This is a genomic window from Micromonospora sp. NPDC002575 (assembly GCF_042889525.1).
GTDB lineage: Bacteria > Actinomycetota > Actinomycetes > Mycobacteriales > Micromonosporaceae > Micromonospora > Micromonospora carbonacea.
Map to the genome: position 1 here is coordinate 39,054 of NZ_JBIARA010000032.1, position 16,833 is coordinate 55,886.

A 16,833-nucleotide genomic window follows, 5' to 3' on the forward strand; every position below is an offset into this window, starting at 1 on the left:
ACCTCAGGGACAGATGCGGCCCGGACGGCAGCTCGCCGTGCTCGGGCTCATCTTCGTCGTCCTCTATCTCTTGGTGTTCTTCTCGGGCGGCGCCAGTGGTGGCTTCAAGGACCGGCTGGAGCCCCGGCTCGGCCTGGACCTGGTCGGCGGCACCCGGATGACGCTGGAGGCGACGAACAGCCTCGACGGCCGGCCCCCGACGGCGGAGAACCTCGAAGAGGCCCGCCAGATCATCGAGAACCGGGTCAACGCCTACGGCGTGGCCGAGGCCGAGGTGGTCACCGAGGGCAACCGGAACATCGTCATCTCCCTGCCCGGCGAGAACCGCGACCTCACCGACGTCGGCAGCGCGGCCGAGCTGCGCTTCCGCAAGGTGCTCAAGGCCGCCGACGGCAGCGGCGCGGCGGCGGCCCCGGCGCCCACCCCGACGCCGGCCCCGTCGGGCAGCGCGTCCCCGTCCGGCAGCGCCAAGCCGTCGGGCAGCGCGTCGCCGTCCGGGGCGAAGGCCAGCTCGTCGCCGAGCGCGGGCGGCCAGGGCGGCGGGGCGCCGGCCCCGAGCGCCAGCGCCACCCCGTCGCCCTCGTCGAGCGCCGCCGCGCCGTCGTCGAGCGCCAGCGCCGAGCCGGTGCCGGTGGGCGTCGAGGAGCAGCGCAAGGCCGTCGAGCAGAAGGTCGGCGCCGCCGCCTGGCAGGCCGCGAGCGGCCTCCAGGCCCCGGCCGACCTGACCGCCGACCCGTCGCTGGCCGACAAGCTCAAGCCGTTCGGCGCGCTCAGCCCGCGCGAGGTCGCCGTGCTGCCGGCGGAGATGCAGTTCAACGTGCCGACGATCACCTGCGCGCAGCTCGACCAGCGCCCCCCGGCGTCGATCAAGGACGAGAAGCAGAAGGCGGTCGCCTGCGAGGACGGCGTCCAGAAATACCTGCTGGACGTGGCGAAGGTGCTCGGCACCGACGTCGGCGACGCCAACGCCGTGCTCGACCAGACCAGCTCCTGGGTGGTGAGCCTCGACTTCAAGGGCGGGGGCCAGGAGAAGTGGACCAACCTGACCCGCGAGGCGTTCAACAACGAGGGCCAGGCCTGCGACCAGACCGCGCTGGGCCAGGACGGCAAGTGCCGGGTCGCCGTGGTGCTGGACAACAAGGTGGTCTCCTCGCCGGAAATCCAGGGCGTGCTGACCGGTGACTCGCAGATCACCGGCAGCTTCGACAACAAGACGGCCAACGCCCTGGCCGGTCAGCTGCGCTACGGCGCGCTGCCGGTGACCTTCGAGGCGCAGGAGCAGCAGAACGTCACCGCCACCCTCGGCGCGAGCCACCTGCGCGCGGGCCTGCTCGCCGCCGGCATCGGCATGCTGCTGGTCATCATCTACTCGTTCTTCTACTACCGGCTGCTCGGCTCGGTCATCTTCCTGAGCCTGGTGCTGTCGGGTCTGCTGGTCTTCGGCGCGCTGGTCTTCCTGGGCCGGCAGATCGGCTTCACCCTCACGCTCGCCGGCATCGCCGGCATGATCGTCTCACTCGGTGTGGCGGCGGACTCGTTCGTCATCTACTTCGAGCGGCTCAAGGACGAGATCCGGGAGGGCCGCAGCCCGCGCAGCGCGGTGCCCCGGGCGTGGACCCGGGCCCGCCGGACGATCATCTCGGCCAACGCGATCACCATCATGTCGGCCGTGGTGCTCTACATCGTCTCGGTCGGCGCGGTGAAGGGCTTCGCCTTCGCGCTCGGCCTGGCCACGGTGCTCGACCTGGTCGTGGTCTTCCTCTTCCGTCACCCGATCATGACGATGTTCGCCCGCACCCGGGCGTTCCTGTCCCCGCGGGTCAGCGGTCTCGGCCGGATCCTTCCGCCCGCGCGGAGCGAGCAGGCCAACCGCACCTCGCGCGTCAAGGAGGCCTGAGATGGCTAAGACTGGTTTGGCGAGCCGCCTCTACGCGGGCGAGGCCGGCCTCGACGTCATCGGCCGGCGCAAGCTGTGGTTCGGCGTCGCCGGGGCGCTGATCCTCGTCGCCGTGCTCAGCTTCGCCCTGCGCGGCTTCAGCCTGGGCATCGAGTTCGCCGGCGGCAACTCGTTCCAGGTGCCGGCCAGCGTCGGCACCCTCGACGACGCCGAGAAGACGGTCGACACGGCGCTGGCGAGCACCGCGGCGGGCGCCGAGGTGGTCACCGCGCAGAAGGTCGGCGGCACCGGCGGCGACTTCTACGAGATGCGCACCACGCAGCTCGACGCCGAGCAGGCCAACGCGGCCAAGGCCGAGATCGCCCGCGCCTTCGGCATCCAGGCCGACCAGATCAGCGGCAACCAGGTCAGCGAGGCGTGGGGCAGCCAGGTCACCTCCCGGGCGCTGCTCGGTCTGGTGATCTTCGTCCTGCTGGTGACGGTCTACCTGGTCCTGCGGTTCGAGTGGCGGATGGCAGCCGCCGCCGTCTCCTCGCTGTTCATGAACCTGATCCTCACCGCCGGCATCTACTCGCTGGTCGGCTTCGAGGTCACCCCGTCGACGATCATCGGCTTCCTCACGATCCTGGGCTTCGCGCTCTACGACGTGGTCGTGGTCTTCGACAAGGTGCAGGAGAACACGCGGGGCATCACGGCGAACAACAACCAGACGTACGGCGAGGCGGCCAACCTGGCCATCAACCAGAGCCTCATGCGGTCGCTGAACACCTCGGTGGTCGCGCTGCTGCCCGTCGGTGGTCTGCTCTTCATCGGCGCCGGCCTGCTGGGCGCGGGCACGCTGAAGGACCTCGGCCTGGTGCTGTTCGTCGGTATGGCGGTCGCCTTCCTGACCTCCATCCTGCTGGCCACTCCGCTGCTGGTGCTGCTGAAGAACTACGAGCCGCGGATCCAGGCGCACAACAAGCGGGTCATGACCCGCCGGACGGCCCTCGCCAAGGGTGAGATCACCCCGAAGGGCGCGCCGCGCCCGGCCGCGGACGCCGACGAGCCCGTCGACGCCGACGCGGCCCTGGCCGGGGCCGCCCCGAAGGTGGGCGCCCGGCCCGCCGGCAAGCGTTCGACAGGCGCCCGGGGCGGGCGCCCCGCCGGTGGCGGCGGCAACCGGCCGGGCGGCGCCAAGCGGCGCTGATCGGCCACACCGGTAGGAAACACGTTCCGACGGCGTCCCGCAGGCTGTGCGAGCAGCGTGCGGGACGCCGTCGGCCATGAAGGGAGACGGGCCGCCGTGACGGAGACGCACAGCGCCGGGGTACGGGGAGACAGCGGCCCGCGGGTCGCCGAGTTGGTCGCCAGCCGCGTGCTGGACGTGCCGGACTTCCCGAAGCCCGGCGTGATGTTCAAGGACCTGATGCCGCTCTTCGCCGACGGCGAGGTGTTCCGGCAGGTCGTCGACGGGATCGTGGCCCACCACGGGCGGGACGCGTTCGACGCGGTGGTGGGCATCGAGGCGCGGGGCTTCGTCGTCGCGGCGGCCATCGCGTACGCGGCGGGGGTGGGCGTGGTGCCGGTGCGCAAGGCCGGCAAGCTTCCCCGCCCCGCCTACTCGGCCTCCTACGCCCTGGAGTACGGCGAGGCGACGCTGGAGGTGCACGAGGACGCGTTCACCGCCGGGCACCGGGTGCTGGTGGTCGACGACGTGCTCGCCACCGGGGGCACCGCCGAGGCCACCCTCGACCTGGTCGAGCGGGCCGGTGGCACGGTGGCCGGTTTCACGGTGCTGCTGGAACTGGGCTTCCTCGGCGGGCGTGAGCGGCTCGCCCCCCGCCCCGTGCACGCCCTGCTGAGCGTGTGACCCGCCCGGGGCGTCCCCTCGTCCCGGCGTCGACGACCCCGGGGCGCGGGGCGGGTGGGGCGCCTGTTCGTGCCCCGGTGCCCGATTGGTGGCCCGGCCGCCGGGCGGACCCGGTGGGGACCGTCCGGCGGAGCGGCGGGGCACCGTGCGTGCGGGTAGGATTGCCCATTGCTGACCGGGCGGGTGACCGTCCGGGCGGCGCGAGACCAGGCCGGCCGGACGGTCGGCGCATCCCGGCGATCGGTGAGGAGGCCGGTGTCCCACGATGTCGTCCCTCCGGTGGAGGGCACGGTGCACCCGACAGGCGACGCTGACGGTTCGGTGACCGATCGGGGCGCTGACGCCCTGGCGGTGGCTGACGGGAACGGCGCGGCTTCCGCCGCCGACGACGCGGGGGCGGGTGCCGGGGCGTCGCTTTCCCCGGTCGACGTCGCCGACGATCCGTCGCAGGTCACCTACGATCCCTCACCGAGCGGCGGCTTCGCCCTCTCCAACGCGCCGACGGGTCGGCGGGTGCGGGCGAGGCTGGCCCGGTTCAACGCGCCCTGGCAGACCTCCCAGGTCAGCGAGGTGCTGGAGCCGCTGATCTCCAGCCACCGGGAGAACCATCCCAAGGCCGACGCGCGGCTGATCCAGACCGCGTTCGACACCGCGAACCGCTGGCACTCGGGTCAGTACCGCAAGTCCGGCGACCCGTACATCACGCATCCCCTCGCGGTGGCGACCATCCTGGCCAACCTGGGCATGGACACCACGACGCTGGTCGCCGCGTTGCTGCACGACACGATCGAGGACACCGAATACACGCTCGACCAGATGAGGGCCGACTTCGGTCCCGAGGTCACCCTGCTCGTCGACGGGGTGACCAAGCTCGACAAGGTCAAGCTCGGCGACGCCGCGAAGGCCGAGACGATCCGCAAGATGGTCGTGGCGATGGCGAAGGACCCGCGGGTCCTGGTGATCAAGCTGGCCGACCGGCTGCACAACATGCGCACGCTCTCCTTCCTGCCCGTGCCGAAGCGGGAGCAGAAGGCGAAGGAGACGCTGGAGATCCTGGCGCCGCTGGCACACCGCCTGGGCATGAACACGATCAAGTGGGAGCTGGAGGATCTCGCATTCGGCACGCTGTTCCCGAAGCGGTACGAGGAGATCCTGCGCCTGATCGGGGAACACCAGCCGCAGCGGGAGTCGCTGCTGCGCCAGGTGACGCAGAAGGTGGGCACCGACCTGAAGGCCGCCAAGATCAAGGCGGAGACGACGGGCCGGCCGAAGCACCTCTACTCGATCTACCAGAAGATGATCGTGCGGGGTCGCGAGTTCAACGACATCTACGACCTGGTCGGGGTGCGGATCCTGGTCGACACGGTGCGCGACTGCTACGCCGCGCTGGGCGTGATCCACGCGAACTGGCAGCCGGTGCCGGGCCGGTTCAAGGACTACATCGCGATGCCCAAGTTCAACATGTACCAGTCGCTGCACACGACGGTCATCGGGCCGACCGGCAAGCCGGTGGAGATGCAGATCCGCACGTACGCGATGCACCGCACCGCCGAGTTCGGCATCGCCGCGCACTGGAAGTACAAGGAGCACAAGGGCACCCAGATCGTCGGCCCGCCCGCGCACATCGACGAGATGACCTGGCTGCGGCAGTTGCTGGACTGGCAGCGGGAGGCGGCGGACCCGAGCGAGTTCCTCGACGCGCTGCGCTTCGACCTGTCCAGCCAGGAGGTGTACGTCTTCACCCCGAAGGGTGACGTCATCCCGTTGCCGACGGGTTCGACGCCGGTGGACTTCGCGTACGCGGTGCACACCGAGGTGGGGCACAAGTGCATCGGGGCGCGGGTCAACGGCAAGCTGGTGCCGCTGGAGTCGACGCTGTCCAACGGCGACGTGATCGAGATCTTCACGTCGAAGTCGGACACGGCCGGGCCGACGCAGGACTGGCTGGGCTTCGTCAAGAGCCCCCGGGCGCGCACGAAGATCCGGCAGTACTTCAACAAGGAGCGGCGCGAGGAGGCGATCGAGGCCGGCAAGGACGCGATCGTCAAGGCGATGCGCAAGCAGGGCATGCCGTTGCAGCGGATGCTCACCTCCGACGCGCTGATGGCCATCGCGCGGGACCTGCACCTGGCCGACGTGGCGTCGCTGTACGCGGCGGTCGGCGACAGTCAGGTCTCCGCGCAGTCGGTGGTGCAGAAGCTGATGGCCGCGTACGGGGGCGAGGAGGGCGCGGCGGAGGACATCGCCGAGACCGCCGTGGCGACCCGGCCGCCGCGCAGCCGACAGAACAGCGCCGACCCGGGCGTGGTGGTGCGGGGCGTCAGCGACGTGTGGATCAAGCTGGCCCGCTGCTGCACGCCGGTGCCGCCCGACTCGGTCTTCGGGTTCGTCACCCGCTCCGGCGGGGTCAGCGTGCACCGCGACGACTGCGCCAACGCCGAGGACCTGCGGGCCCAGGCCGAGCGGGTGGTCGAGGTGAGCTGGAAGCTGACCTCCGCCTCCACGTTCCTGGTGGCCATCCAGGTGGAGGCCCTCGACCGGCACAAGCTCCTCGCGGACGTCACGCGGGTGCTCTCCGACGAGCGGGTCAACATCCTCTCCGCGACGGTCACCACCACCCGCGACCGGGTGGCGGTGAGCCGGTTCAGCTTCGAGATGGCCGACCCGAAGCACCTGGGGCACCTGCTGGCCGCCGTCCGCAAGGTCGACGGGGTGTTCGACGCCTACCGGGTCACCTCGGGGTCCTGAGCCGCCCACGAAGGCCCGAATACGACAGCGCCCGCCGGTGTGACCGGCGGGCGCTTCGTCGTGCGGGGCGGGGCGGGCGGTCAGCCCTGCGCCTCGCTCATCGTCATCTTCTCGATGACGACCTCCTTCTTGGGGTGGCCGCCGCCGGCCTGCTTGGCGTACGCGCCGTCGTCGCCGGCCTTCGCCACGTCCTTGACGATGTCCATCCCGCCGGTGATGGTGCCCAGCACCGTGTAGTTCGGGTCCAGCGGCGAGTCGCCGTAGACGATGAAGAACTGGCTGCCGGTGCTGCCCGGCTGCCCCGAGTTGGCCATCGCGATGACCCCCTCCGGGTACGGCGGGCGCTTGTCGGTCGGCAGGTTCTCCTCGGCCATCCGGTAGCTCGGGCCGCCGGTGCCGTCGGTGTCCCGCCAGCCCTTGCCGGTGGCGCTCGGGTCGCCGCACTGGAGCACCTTGATGCCCTCGGTGACCAGGCGGTGGCACTTGGTGTTGTCGAGGAAGTTCTTGCTCGCCAGGTGGGTGAAGCTGGCGGCGGTGCACGGCGCGGCGGACCGGTCGACCTTGGCGGTGATCGGGCCCAGGTTGGTGTCGAACGTCAGGGTCTGGGTGCCGGTGTTCGGTTGCTGGGCGGCCGGCAGCCCGACGTCCTTGATCTCCTTGGTCCGCTGCTCCTTGGGAACCTCGGTCCAGGTGCACTGCACGAAGCCGGGGTCGGCGGCGGTCTCCTGCGCCTCGTCGTCGCCGCCGATGCTGGTGGCGAGCCAGACGGTGCCGGCGACCACGAGCAGCAGGGCCGCCCCGGCCCCGACGATCGCCTGCGTCTGCCGGCGCTTGCGGGCCCTGGCCGCGCGCTCGGCCATCTCCCGCTCGAGCCGGGCGCGCGCCGCCGCGCGCTGCCGCTCTCTGGTGGACGTCACGGTCGATCCTCCTGGACTGTCTCGGGCGCGGCCGGTGCCGCAAAAGGCTGTGGGTGTGCGGAAGCCGGGTCAGCCGGCGCTGGGGCTGGCCGACGCGCCGCTGGGCGCCGGGGCCGGCGCGGTCGTCGGCTCGCCGACGGTGAGGCTCTGGATCACCACGTCGGTCTTCGGCTTGACCTTGGCTCCGCTCCCATTGTCCACGGTCGGCAGGGCGCCGATCTTCGTGATCACGTCCAGGCCGCCGGTGACCTTCCCGATCACCGGGTAGGCCGGCTTGTCCGGGTTGAAGTCCTTGAAGAAGATCAGGAACTGGCTGCCGTTGGCGCCCGGCGGGTTGGCGATCATCGCCACCGTGCCCTTCGGGTACGCCGGGGGCTGGTCGGGCGCGGGGCTCGCCGACGGGCTGGCCTCGGGGGCGACCGGCACGTTCTCGTCGTAGAACGAGTAGGTCGGGCCGCCCAGCCCGGTGCCGCTCGGGTCGCCGCAGCGCAGCGCGCCCTCGGAGGTGATCTCGTGGCACGTGGTGTTGTCGTAGAAGCCCTTGCTCGCCAGGTGGGCGATGCTCGCCCCGGCGCACGGTGCCGACGCGAGGTCCAGCTCGGCGGTGATCGGGGCGCCCTGGTTGGTGGTGACGGTCAGCGCCCGGGTGCCGGCGGTCGGCAGGCCCTTGGTGGCCGGGGTGCCCACGTCCTTGAGGTTGGTGTTCGCGGTGGCGTCCTGCGGCGTCCAGAGGCAGACGTCCTCGGCGGCCGTGTCCCGCTTCGGGTCGTCGTCGAAGGCGCCCAGCGCCCAGGCCGAACCGGCCACGATCAGCACGAGCACCACGGCGGCGCCGACACCGGCCTGGATCTGCCGCCGGCGTCTGGTCCGGGCGGCCCGTCGCGCCAGCTGCCGGTCGAGCTTGGCCCGCGCCAGTTTGCGCTGCCGGTCCCTGCTGGAAGCCACCCGTGCTCCCCTTCCTCTACCCTGATGGTCGCCGGCGGTCGGCGTCGCGACCCGTCGGGCGTCACGTGCGCCACGCCACACGCCCGCCAGAGTGTACGGGTAGCGGCTGGGAAAGTGGTGTACGAGGTCCGGGCTGGCTTTATCGGAGTTGCTCACTGGGCCGGTGTGGCCACGGGGGCGGGTGGGCCGGCGCGGTCCGTGCGTCGCTGCGGCTAGGCTTCCGGTGCAGGCTAAGACAGCGACGGAAGGGGAGCGCCGTGCTCGTGGCGAGCTTTCCCGCGGACGCCTTCGGCACCAACTGCTACGTGGTGGCGACCGGGCCGGGGGAGCAGTGCGTGGTGGTCGACCCGGGCATCGGGGTGATCGACCGGCTCGACGCCGTCCTCGCCGAGCATCGCCTGCACCCCGCCGCCGTGCTGCTGACCCACGGCCACCTCGACCACACGTTCTCCGTCGCGCCGGTCTGCGGCGCGCGGGGCGTCACCGCGTACGTCCACCCGGAGGACCGCGAGCTGCTGGCCGACCCGGCCAAGGGGCTGTCGATGGACCTGCGCGGGCTCTTCGGCGGCCGGCTGCCCTACTCCGAGCCCGACGACGTCGCCGAGCTGACCGACGGCGCGACGCTGTCGCTGGCCGGGTTGGAGATCACCGTCGACCACGCCCCGGGCCATACCGGCGGGTCGGTGCTGTTCCGGCTGCCGGGTGAGGGCTCGCAGTGGGAGGCCGAGCAGGTCTGCCTCTCCGGCGACGTGCTGTTCGCCGGCTCGATCGGCCGCACCGACCTGTGGGGCGGCAGCATGCCCCGGATGCTCGCCAGCCTGCGCGACAAGATCCTCCCGCTGGCCGACGACACGGTGGTGCTGCCCGGCCACGGCCCCGCGACCACCATCGGCCGCGAGCGCGCGAGCAACCCGTACCTCATCGAGGTGGCGGCCTCGGGCGACGCGCGCCCGGCCGCACCCACCCGCGGTCTCTAGGCCGCGCCTCGACCTTTCCCGCGCCGGCGGCGCGGATGCTGAACGGAGCGTCATGAGCAAGCCCACGCCCATCTCCGGGTTCCCCGAGTGGACCCCGGCGCAGCGGATGATCGAGCAGTTCGTGCTCGACCGGATCCGGGCCACCTTCGAGCTGTACGGCTTCGCGCCGCTGGAGACCCGCTCCGTCGAGCCGCTGGACCAGCTGCTGCGCAAGGGGGAGACCTCCAAGGAGGTCTACGTGCTGCGCCGCCTCCAGGCCGACACCGACGGCCCCGCCGGCGACGACGCCCTCGGCCTGCACTTCGACCTGACCGTGCCGTTCGCCCGCTACGTGCTGGAGAACGCCGGCAAGCTCCCGTTCCCGTTCCGCCGCTACCAGATCCAGAAGGTGTGGCGGGGCGAGCGCCCGCAGGAGGGCCGCTACCGGGAGTTCCTCCAGGCCGACATCGACATCGTCGACCGGGACACCCTGCCCGCCCACTACGAGGCGGAGATGCCGCTGGTCATCGGCGACGCGCTGCGCTCGCTGCCGATCCCGCCGGTGACCATCCAGGTCAACAACCGCAAGATCTGCGAGGGGTTCTACCGGGGCATCGGGCTGACCGACCCGGAGGCCGCCCTGCGCGCGGTCGACAAGCTCGACAAGATCGGCCCGGCGAAGGTGGCCGAGCTGCTCGCCGAGACGGCCGGGGCGAGCGAGGCGCAGGCCAAGGCGTGCCTGGCGCTGGCCGAGATCTCCGCGCCGGACGCCTCGTTCGCCGACGCCGTGCGCGGCCTCGGGGTGACCCACCCGCTGCTCGACGAGGGCGTCGCCGAGCTGGCCGCGGTGGTGGAGACCGCTGCCGCGCACTCGCCGGGGCTGTGCGTGGCCGACCTGCGGATCGCCCGCGGGCTCGACTACTACACCGGCACCGTCTACGAGACGTCGCTGGCCGGCTACGAGCGGTTCGGCTCGATCTGCTCCGGCGGCCGGTACGACAACCTGGTCAGCGCCGGTGGCGCGGCCTTCCCCGGGGTGGGCATCTCGATCGGGGTGAGCCGGCTGCTCGGGCTGCTCTTCGGCGCGGGCGCGCTCACCGTGTCCCGCAGCGTGCCGACGTGCGTGCTGGTCGCGGTGACCAGCGAGGAGCGGCGGGCGGCGAGCAACGCGGTCGCCGACGCGCTGCGCCGCCGGGGGGTGCCCACGGAGGTCGCGCCGAGCGCGGCGAAGTTCGGCAAGCAGATCCGGCACGCCGAGCGGCGCGGCATCCCGTACGTCTGGTTCCCCGGCGCCGACGGGGCGCCCGACGAGGTGAAGGACATCCGCTCCGGCGAGCAGGTGGTCGCGGCGGCCGGGGAGTGGACGCCGCCCCGGGCGGACCTGACGCCCCTGGTGAGCTGAGGGGACGCCGCGCGGGGCGGGCGTTACTGGCGCGTACGGCGCGGAGGACCTACGGTGGCGTAAGTTACGCCACCGTAGGGAGAACCTCGTGACCGCACTCAGCCAGACCGCCCTGCTCGTCGAGCTCGAACCCGTCGTGGCGAAGAACCTCGACCGTCACCTCTCGATGGCGAAGGAGTGGTTCCCGCACGAGTACGTGCCGTGGAGCGAGGGGCGCACCTTCGACGGCCCGCTCGGTGGGCAGGCGTGGTCGCCGCAGGACTCGACGATCCCCGAGATCGCGCGCACCGCGCTGATCGTGAACCTGCTGACCGAGGACAACCTCCCCTCGTACCACCACCAGATCGCCACCCTCTTCGGCCCGGACGGGGCGTGGGGGACGTGGGTGGGCCGGTGGACCGCCGAGGAGGGCCGGCACGGCACCGCCATCCGCGACTACCTGACGGTGACCCGGGCGGTGGACCCGGTGGCGCTGGAGCGGGCCCGGATGGTGCACATGACCGCCGGCTACAGCAACTCGCACGACGACTCGATGCTGCGCTCGCTGGCGTACGTGTCGTTCCAGGAGCTGGCCACCCGGATCTCGCACCGCAACACGGGCCGGGTGGCCGGCGACCCGGTGTGCGAGGCGCTGCTGGCCCGCGTCGCCGCCGACGAGAACCTGCACATGGTCTTCTACCGCAACCTGCTCGCCGCCGCCCTGGAGGTGGCCCCGAGCCAGGCGATGCGGGCCATCGCCGAGGTCCTCGCCGACTTCCAGATGCCCGGCGTGGGCATCGAGGGCTTCGCCCGCAAGTCGGTGGCGATCGCCCTGGCCGGCATCTACGACCTGCGTCAGCACCGCGACGAGGTGGTCGTCCCGGTGCTGCGCCAGTGGGACGTCTTCAACGTGACCGGGCTGGACGCGGACGGCGAGGCCGCCCGCGACCAGATCGCCGCCCACCTGGACGCCCTGCAGGTCCACGCGTCCCGCTTCGAGGAGAAGCGCGACGCCCGGGCCGCCCGCCTGGCCGCCGCCCGCTGACCCACCCCGTGATCCGTCGGGGGAGGGGGAACGGTCAGGGGAGGGGGAACAGGAGGCAGGTGGAGGTGGCGTGGGCGACCAGGCGGCCCGACTCGTCCGTCAGTCTCGCCTCGGCCAGGGCGGTGCGGCGGCCGGACTGCAGGACGGTGCCCTCGCAGCGCAGGGTGCCGCTGTCCACCGTCACCGGGCGGAGGAACTTCACGTTCAGGTCCAGCGAGGTGTAGCCCACGCCGGCGGGCAGGGTGGTGTGCACGGCGCAGGCGGCGGCGGTGTCCAGCAGGGTGGAGATGATCCCGCCGTGCACGGTGCCGAGCGGGTTGTAGTGGAACTCCTGCGGCGTCAGCTCGACGGCCACCCGCCCCTCGTCGGCCTCCATCCGGCCCATGTCGATCAGGTGCATGACCGGCGGTGCGGCCAGCTCGCCGGCGATCATCGCCCGGAGCAGGTCCAGGCCGCCGCGCCGGCCCATGTGGGCCGCTCCCGCCACGGGATCGGACCAGGAGAAGGTACGGCTGCGCTCGGGCTGCTGCGTCTGTGTCATGGACGCAGCCTGGCAGCGCGTTGCTGAGTCTGTCAATCAGACCTAGCCTGGTGGGCATGAGGCCCGCGGCACTGGACTGGTCCGTCGAGAACTGCACCATCGCCCGCGCGATGGCGATTCTCGGCGAGCGGTGGACCCTGGTCGTGCTCCGCGAGGTGTTCAACGGCGTGCGTCGCTTCGACGACATGCGGGCGCGCACCGGCATCCCCCGGCAGGTGCTGACCAACCGCCTCGCGGCCCTGGTGGAGCAGGGCGTGCTGCGCCGCGAGCCGTACCGCGAGCCGGGCAGCCGGGTGCGTCACGAGTACCGGCTCACCGACAAGGGGCTCGACCTGTGGCCGGTGTTGGTCGCCGTGCTCGGCTGGGGGGACCGCCACCTCGCCGACCCGGACGGCTCGCCGCTGTCGGTCGGGCACCGCGACTGCGGGGCCGAGGTGCGGGTGGAGCTGCGCTGCGCCGCCGGGCACGAGGTGCTCGCCCCGCGCGACGTGATCCCGCGGCCCGGTCCCGGCGCCCGCCGCCGCGAGGGCTGAGGGCGCCGGGGGACGGCCGACGGACCGGGGTCGGCAGATGGCCACAATGTTTCGAACCTGTGTCATCGGCGGCTCGGGCGAAACAGGGCGAAGCCGGGTCTTGCCAGTTAATCTAAGTATGTGAATACTTCAGATCACTCGGCCGGTTCACCCCAGCTCCGGCCGGTGGTCCTCGGGTCCGTCACCCCCGGCGCGACCCGTCACCCCCTTCCGGGAGGTTGTTACATGCGACCCACGAGGTCATCGCTCCTCCGCGCCGTCTCCGTCGCCGCGGCCGGCACCCTGGTCGCCACCGCGCTGATCGGCGCACCCGTCCAGGCCGCCCCCGCCGCCTCGCCCGACGCCGCCGCCACCCTGGCCGACCGGCTCGGTGACCGCTCCGCCGGCACGTACGCCGACGCCAGCGGCAAGATGGTCGTCACCGTGACCGACGCGGCCGCCGCCCGCCAGGTCCGCGCCTCCGGCGCCATCCCGAAGCTCGTCAAGCGGGGCGCCGCCGAGCTCGACCGGGCCACCGCCGAGCTGGAGCGCTCCGCGAAGATCCCGGGCACCGCCTGGTGGACCGACCCGGTCACCAACCAGGTCGTCGTCTCCGTCGACAGCACCGTCACCGGCGCCAAGCTGGAGCGCGTGAAGGCCGCCGCCGCCCGGACCGGCGGCGCGGTCCGCATCGAGGCCGAGGCCGGCGTGCTGAGCACCCGCATCTCCGGCGGCCAGGCGATCTACGCCGCCGGCGGTGGCCGCTGCTCGCTCGGCTTCAACGTCCGCAGCAGCTCCGGCACCACCTACTTCCTGACCGCCGGGCACTGCACCAACATCGCCTCGACCTGGTACTCGAACTCGGGCCAGACCAGCACCCTGGGCACCCGCGCCGGCACCAGCTTCCCGGGCAACGACTACGGCATCGTCCGGCACAGCAACTCCGCCAACGCGACCGGCAACGTCTACCTCTACAACGGCAGCTACCAGGACGTCACCGGCGCGGCCAACGCGTTCGTCAACCAGAGCGTGCAGCGCTCCGGCAGCACCACCGGCCTGCGCGGCGGCACCGTCCAGGCGCTCAACGCCACCGTGAACTACGCCGAGGGCTCCGTCTCCGGCCTGATCCGCACCAACGTCTGCGCCGAGCCCGGCGACAGCGGCGGCTCGCTGTTCAGCGGCAGCAGCGCCATCGGCCTCACCTCCGGCGGCAGCGGCAACTGCACCCGCGGCGGCACCACCTACTTCCAGCCCGTCACCGAGGCGCTCAGCGTCTACGGCGTCAGCATCATCTGATCCACCTCGCCCTCCCCGAAGCGGGTCGCCGGCCTCCGGCGGCCCGCTTCCGGCGTACCGGAACCCGGCGCAGCCGGAGCAGGCCGGGACCGGCGGGCCGGTCGGGACCGGCGGCCCGGTCCGGCGGGAACCGCCGCTCGGGCGGCATCCGCGCGAGGATCGACTGGGCGGGCCGAACCGGGGTACCTTGCGCCCGGTGAGCGCCACACCGACCCCCGCCCCGCCCGCGTCGGCCTGGGCCCCGCTGCGCCTCGCCGCGTTCCGCAGCCTGTGGCTGGCCGTGCTGGCCAGCAACGTCGGCACCTGGATGCAGACCGTCGGCGCCCAGTGGCTGCTGGTCGACCAACCCAACGCACCGACCCTGGTCGCCCTCGTGCAGACCGCGAGCATGCTGCCGGTGCTGCTGCTGGCCCTGCCCGCCGGCGCGCTCGCCGACACCCTCGACCGGCGTCGGCTGCTCATCGGCGTGCAGTGCTTCCTGGCCGCCGTCGGGGTGCTGCTGACCGCGCTCACCGCCGCCGACCGGATGCCGCCGGCCCTGCTGCTCACCCTCACCTTCGCCCTCGGCGTCGGCCAGGCGCTGACCCTGCCCGCCTGGCAGGCGGTGATCCCCGAGCTGGTGCCCCGGGCGCAGCTCGTCAGCGCCTCCGCGCTCGGCTCCATCAGCGTCAACCTGGCCCGCTCCGTCGGCCCGGCGGTGGCCGGCGTGCTGGTCGCCCAGGCCGGGGTGGCCGTGGTCTTCGCGGTGAACACCGTCTCCTTCGCGATCTTCGCCGGCGTGCTGCTGCGCTGGCGGCCCGACCGCCCCGACGGCGCGGCCATGCCGGAACGGTTCACCGCCGCGCTGCGCGCCGGCGGCCGGTACGTGCGCCACTCGCCGGTCGTCCGCCGCATCCTGCTGCGGGCCGCGCTGTTCGTGGTGCCCGGCAGCGCGCTGTGGGCGCTGCTGCCGCTGGTGGCCAGCCGACGCCTCGACCTGGGCCCCGGCGGGTACGGCGTGCTGCTCGCCGCGCTCGGCGTCGGCGCGGTGGCCGGCGCGCTCGTGCTGCCCCGGGTACGCCTGGCGCTCACCGCCAGCCAGCTCCTCCTCGTCGCCGGGCTGGTCTACGGCGGGGTGCTGCTGGTGCTCGCCCTCGTGCCCGTGCCGGCCCTGGTCACGGCGGCCCTGGTGCCCGCCGGGCTGGCCTGGATGACCGTGCTGTCCACCGTGAACGCCGCGATGCAGCTCTTCCTCCCCGGCTGGGTACGCGCCCGGGGGCTCTCCGTCTACCAGATGGTCTTCGCGGGCGGGCAGGCGTTCGGCGCGATCGCCTGGGGCGCGCTCGGCGAGCTCGCCGGCCTGGTCGCGGCGCTCGCCGTGGCCGGGGCGGCCATGGCCGTCGCCGCGCTCACCGTGCCGCTGTGGCCGCTGCGCGACACCCGGGGGGTCGACCGGGACCCGGCCGTCTACTGGCCCGAGCCGCACCTGACCCTGGACGCGCACCCGCGCACCGGGCCGGTGCTGGTGACCGTCTCCTACACCGTGCCGCCCGAGCGGCAGGACGCCTTCGTCGAGGCGATGCGGGCGGTGGGCCGGTCGCGGCGGCGCACCGGGGCGATGCGCTGGGGGCTGTTCCGGGCCGGGGAGCGGGCGCACGGCTTCGTCGAGGTCTACCAGGTGCCGTCCTGGGCGGAGCACCTACGCCAGCACGGCGGCCGGCTCACCGGCGCCGACCGGGCGGCGGAGGAACGGGCGAGGGCGCTCACCGAGGGCGAGGCGCACGTGACCCACCTCCTCCCCGCCGACGATCCGTAACGGGGGCGAGCACAAGGAAGGGCCCCTTGTTAACGTTTCCTGTTGTACAGGGGCCCCCTGCTAACAGGTCGAGGCCGCGGTGCGCCCGGCGGTGCCGTGGTCAGCGCCGGCTCAGCCACCCGGCGACCAGCAGCGGGCAGAGCGCCTCCGCGCCGGCGGCCACCCGCTCGGCCAGGCCGATCCGCTCCCCGCCGGTGGCCAGCTCGACCGCGAACCAGGCGACCGGCACCAGCAGTCCCACCGCCACCGCCGCCCAGGCCGCCCGCCCACCGGCGTACCCGCCAAGGGTGGGCCGCGGCCGGTGGCCCACGCCGCCGGCCGGCCCGAGAGCGTCGGGGCGTGGGTGGCCGGCCCGTGGCCCGTCACCGGCGGGGGCGAGCGCCGGCCAGAGGGCCAGCGCGCCGAACGCGACGGCGGCGGCCAGCGCGTGCGGCGTCGAGCCGCCGTCGGCCGGCAGCGGAAACGCCGCCACCGCGAGCGTGGCGACCCCGCCCAGCGCGAGCAGCGCCCGCCCCCCGAGCGCCAGTGGACGGAGCCCGACGGCGGTCACGCAGTGGCACAGTCCGAGCCCGACGAGACCGAGCGTCATGATCCACCGGTCGGCCGCGCCGACGGCCGCGAGCGCGCTGATCGTGCCGGAGACCTGGTCGAACCCGCCGGGCTGCCGGGCCGCGCCGAGCAGCCAGCCGCCGACCAGGAACACCGGCGCCGCGCCGGCGGAGAGCAGGGCCCACCGGGGTACGACACGCACGCGGCACACCGTACGCGCCACGCCCCACCAGCGCCCTGCCGGCGTCCCACCACCGGCGCGTCGGCGGGTGCGTCGGCGGTGCAGGGACGTGTTTGCAGGGGGCCCCTGTACAACAGGGCGGTTTCTGGGGGTCCTCGCAACACCTGATGGCTTATGTGGTTGTCAGTAGATCACGTAGGCGCTCGGCTGGGTTGTCC

14 protein-coding genes are annotated in these 16,833 nt (G+C 73.0%); 10 read left to right on the forward strand and 4 right to left on the reverse strand.

Annotated features, from left to right (window positions below; all coding sequences use genetic code 11):
• Positions 1 to 13: 13 nt before the first annotated feature.
• The 4 genes from secD (at position 14) to ACFYWL_RS29830 (ending at position 6,497) form a co-directional block, all read left to right on the forward strand.
• The gene (gene secD, locus ACFYWL_RS29815) at positions 14 to 1,897 is read left to right on the forward strand and encodes a protein translocase subunit SecD (RefSeq protein WP_386979673.1); all 1,884 of its coding nucleotides are present in this window, start codon (positions 14 to 16) and stop codon (positions 1,895 to 1,897) included.
• Position 1,898: 1 nt separating this feature from the next.
• A complete protein-coding gene (gene secF, locus ACFYWL_RS29820) occupies positions 1,899 to 3,086 on the forward strand; it encodes a protein translocase subunit SecF (RefSeq protein WP_386979676.1) in 1,188 nt (395 codons plus the stop codon).
• Between the two features lie 96 nt (positions 3,087 to 3,182).
• Positions 3,183 to 3,749 (forward strand): adenine phosphoribosyltransferase, encoded by a 567-nt coding sequence (locus tag ACFYWL_RS29825; protein ID WP_178065594.1) that lies wholly within the window; start codon positions 3,183 to 3,185, stop codon positions 3,747 to 3,749.
• A gap of 255 nt (positions 3,750 to 4,004) precedes the next feature.
• Positions 4,005 to 6,497 (forward strand): RelA/SpoT family protein, encoded by a 2,493-nt coding sequence (locus ACFYWL_RS29830; protein ID WP_386979679.1) that lies wholly within the window; start codon positions 4,005 to 4,007, stop codon positions 6,495 to 6,497.
• An 80-nt stretch (positions 6,498 to 6,577) separates the two neighbouring features.
• Here the strand turns inward: ACFYWL_RS29830 and ACFYWL_RS29835 are convergent, their stop codons facing one another.
• A complete protein-coding gene (locus tag ACFYWL_RS29835; protein ID WP_386979682.1) occupies positions 6,578 to 7,414 on the reverse strand; it encodes a peptidylprolyl isomerase in 837 nt (278 codons plus the stop codon).
• Positions 7,415 to 7,483: 69 nt separating this feature from the next.
• On the reverse strand, positions 7,484 to 8,359 hold the full coding sequence (locus ACFYWL_RS29840; protein ID WP_386979685.1) for a peptidylprolyl isomerase: 876 nt from the start codon (positions 8,357 to 8,359) through the stop codon (positions 7,484 to 7,486).
• 257 nt (positions 8,360 to 8,616) lie between these two features.
• Here ACFYWL_RS29840 and ACFYWL_RS29845 point away from each other — a divergent pair, with 257 nt between their 5' ends.
• From ACFYWL_RS29845 to ACFYWL_RS29855, 3 genes are all read left to right on the forward strand, one after another.
• Complete coding sequence (locus tag ACFYWL_RS29845; protein WP_386979688.1) at positions 8,617 to 9,336, forward strand: MBL fold metallo-hydrolase; 720 nt, start codon at positions 8,617 to 8,619, stop codon at positions 9,334 to 9,336.
• A 52-nt stretch (positions 9,337 to 9,388) separates the two neighbouring features.
• A complete protein-coding gene (hisS, locus tag ACFYWL_RS29850; RefSeq protein WP_386979691.1) occupies positions 9,389 to 10,717 on the forward strand; it encodes a histidine--tRNA ligase in 1,329 nt (442 codons plus the stop codon).
• Positions 10,718 to 10,805: 88 nt separating this feature from the next.
• Entirely contained in the window at positions 10,806 to 11,741 is a 936-nt protein-coding gene (locus tag ACFYWL_RS29855) for an acyl-ACP desaturase (protein ID WP_386979694.1), read from the forward strand.
• Between the two features lie 34 nt (positions 11,742 to 11,775).
• On the opposite strand, the gene ACFYWL_RS29860 is transcribed toward ACFYWL_RS29855, so the two are convergent.
• Positions 11,776 to 12,282 carry a PaaI family thioesterase gene (locus ACFYWL_RS29860; protein ID WP_386979698.1) on the reverse strand — a complete coding sequence of 169 codons (507 nt, stop codon included), beginning with the start codon at positions 12,280 to 12,282 and terminating at the stop codon, positions 11,776 to 11,778.
• 56 nt (positions 12,283 to 12,338) lie between these two features.
• Between ACFYWL_RS29860 and ACFYWL_RS29865 the strand changes: the two genes are divergently transcribed.
• The 3 genes from ACFYWL_RS29865 to ACFYWL_RS29875 all read left to right on the forward strand — a co-directional run bounded on the left by ACFYWL_RS29865 (position 12,339) and on the right by ACFYWL_RS29875 (position 15,885).
• The gene (locus ACFYWL_RS29865; protein ID WP_386979701.1) at positions 12,339 to 12,815 is read left to right on the forward strand and encodes a winged helix-turn-helix transcriptional regulator; all 477 of its coding nucleotides are present in this window, start codon (positions 12,339 to 12,341) and stop codon (positions 12,813 to 12,815) included.
• Positions 12,816 to 13,040: 225 nt separating this feature from the next.
• Complete coding sequence (locus ACFYWL_RS29870) at positions 13,041 to 14,090, forward strand: S1 family peptidase (protein ID WP_386979704.1); 1,050 nt, start codon at positions 13,041 to 13,043, stop codon at positions 14,088 to 14,090.
• A 196-nt stretch (positions 14,091 to 14,286) separates the two neighbouring features.
• Complete coding sequence (locus ACFYWL_RS29875; protein WP_386979707.1) at positions 14,287 to 15,885, forward strand: MFS transporter; 1,599 nt, start codon at positions 14,287 to 14,289, stop codon at positions 15,883 to 15,885.
• A 100-nt stretch (positions 15,886 to 15,985) separates the two neighbouring features.
• On the opposite strand, the gene ACFYWL_RS29880 is transcribed toward ACFYWL_RS29875, so the two are convergent.
• The gene (locus tag ACFYWL_RS29880; RefSeq protein WP_386979709.1) at positions 15,986 to 16,636 is read right to left on the reverse strand and encodes a DUF998 domain-containing protein; all 651 of its coding nucleotides are present in this window, start codon (positions 16,634 to 16,636) and stop codon (positions 15,986 to 15,988) included.
• Positions 16,637 to 16,833 lie beyond the last annotated feature (197 nt).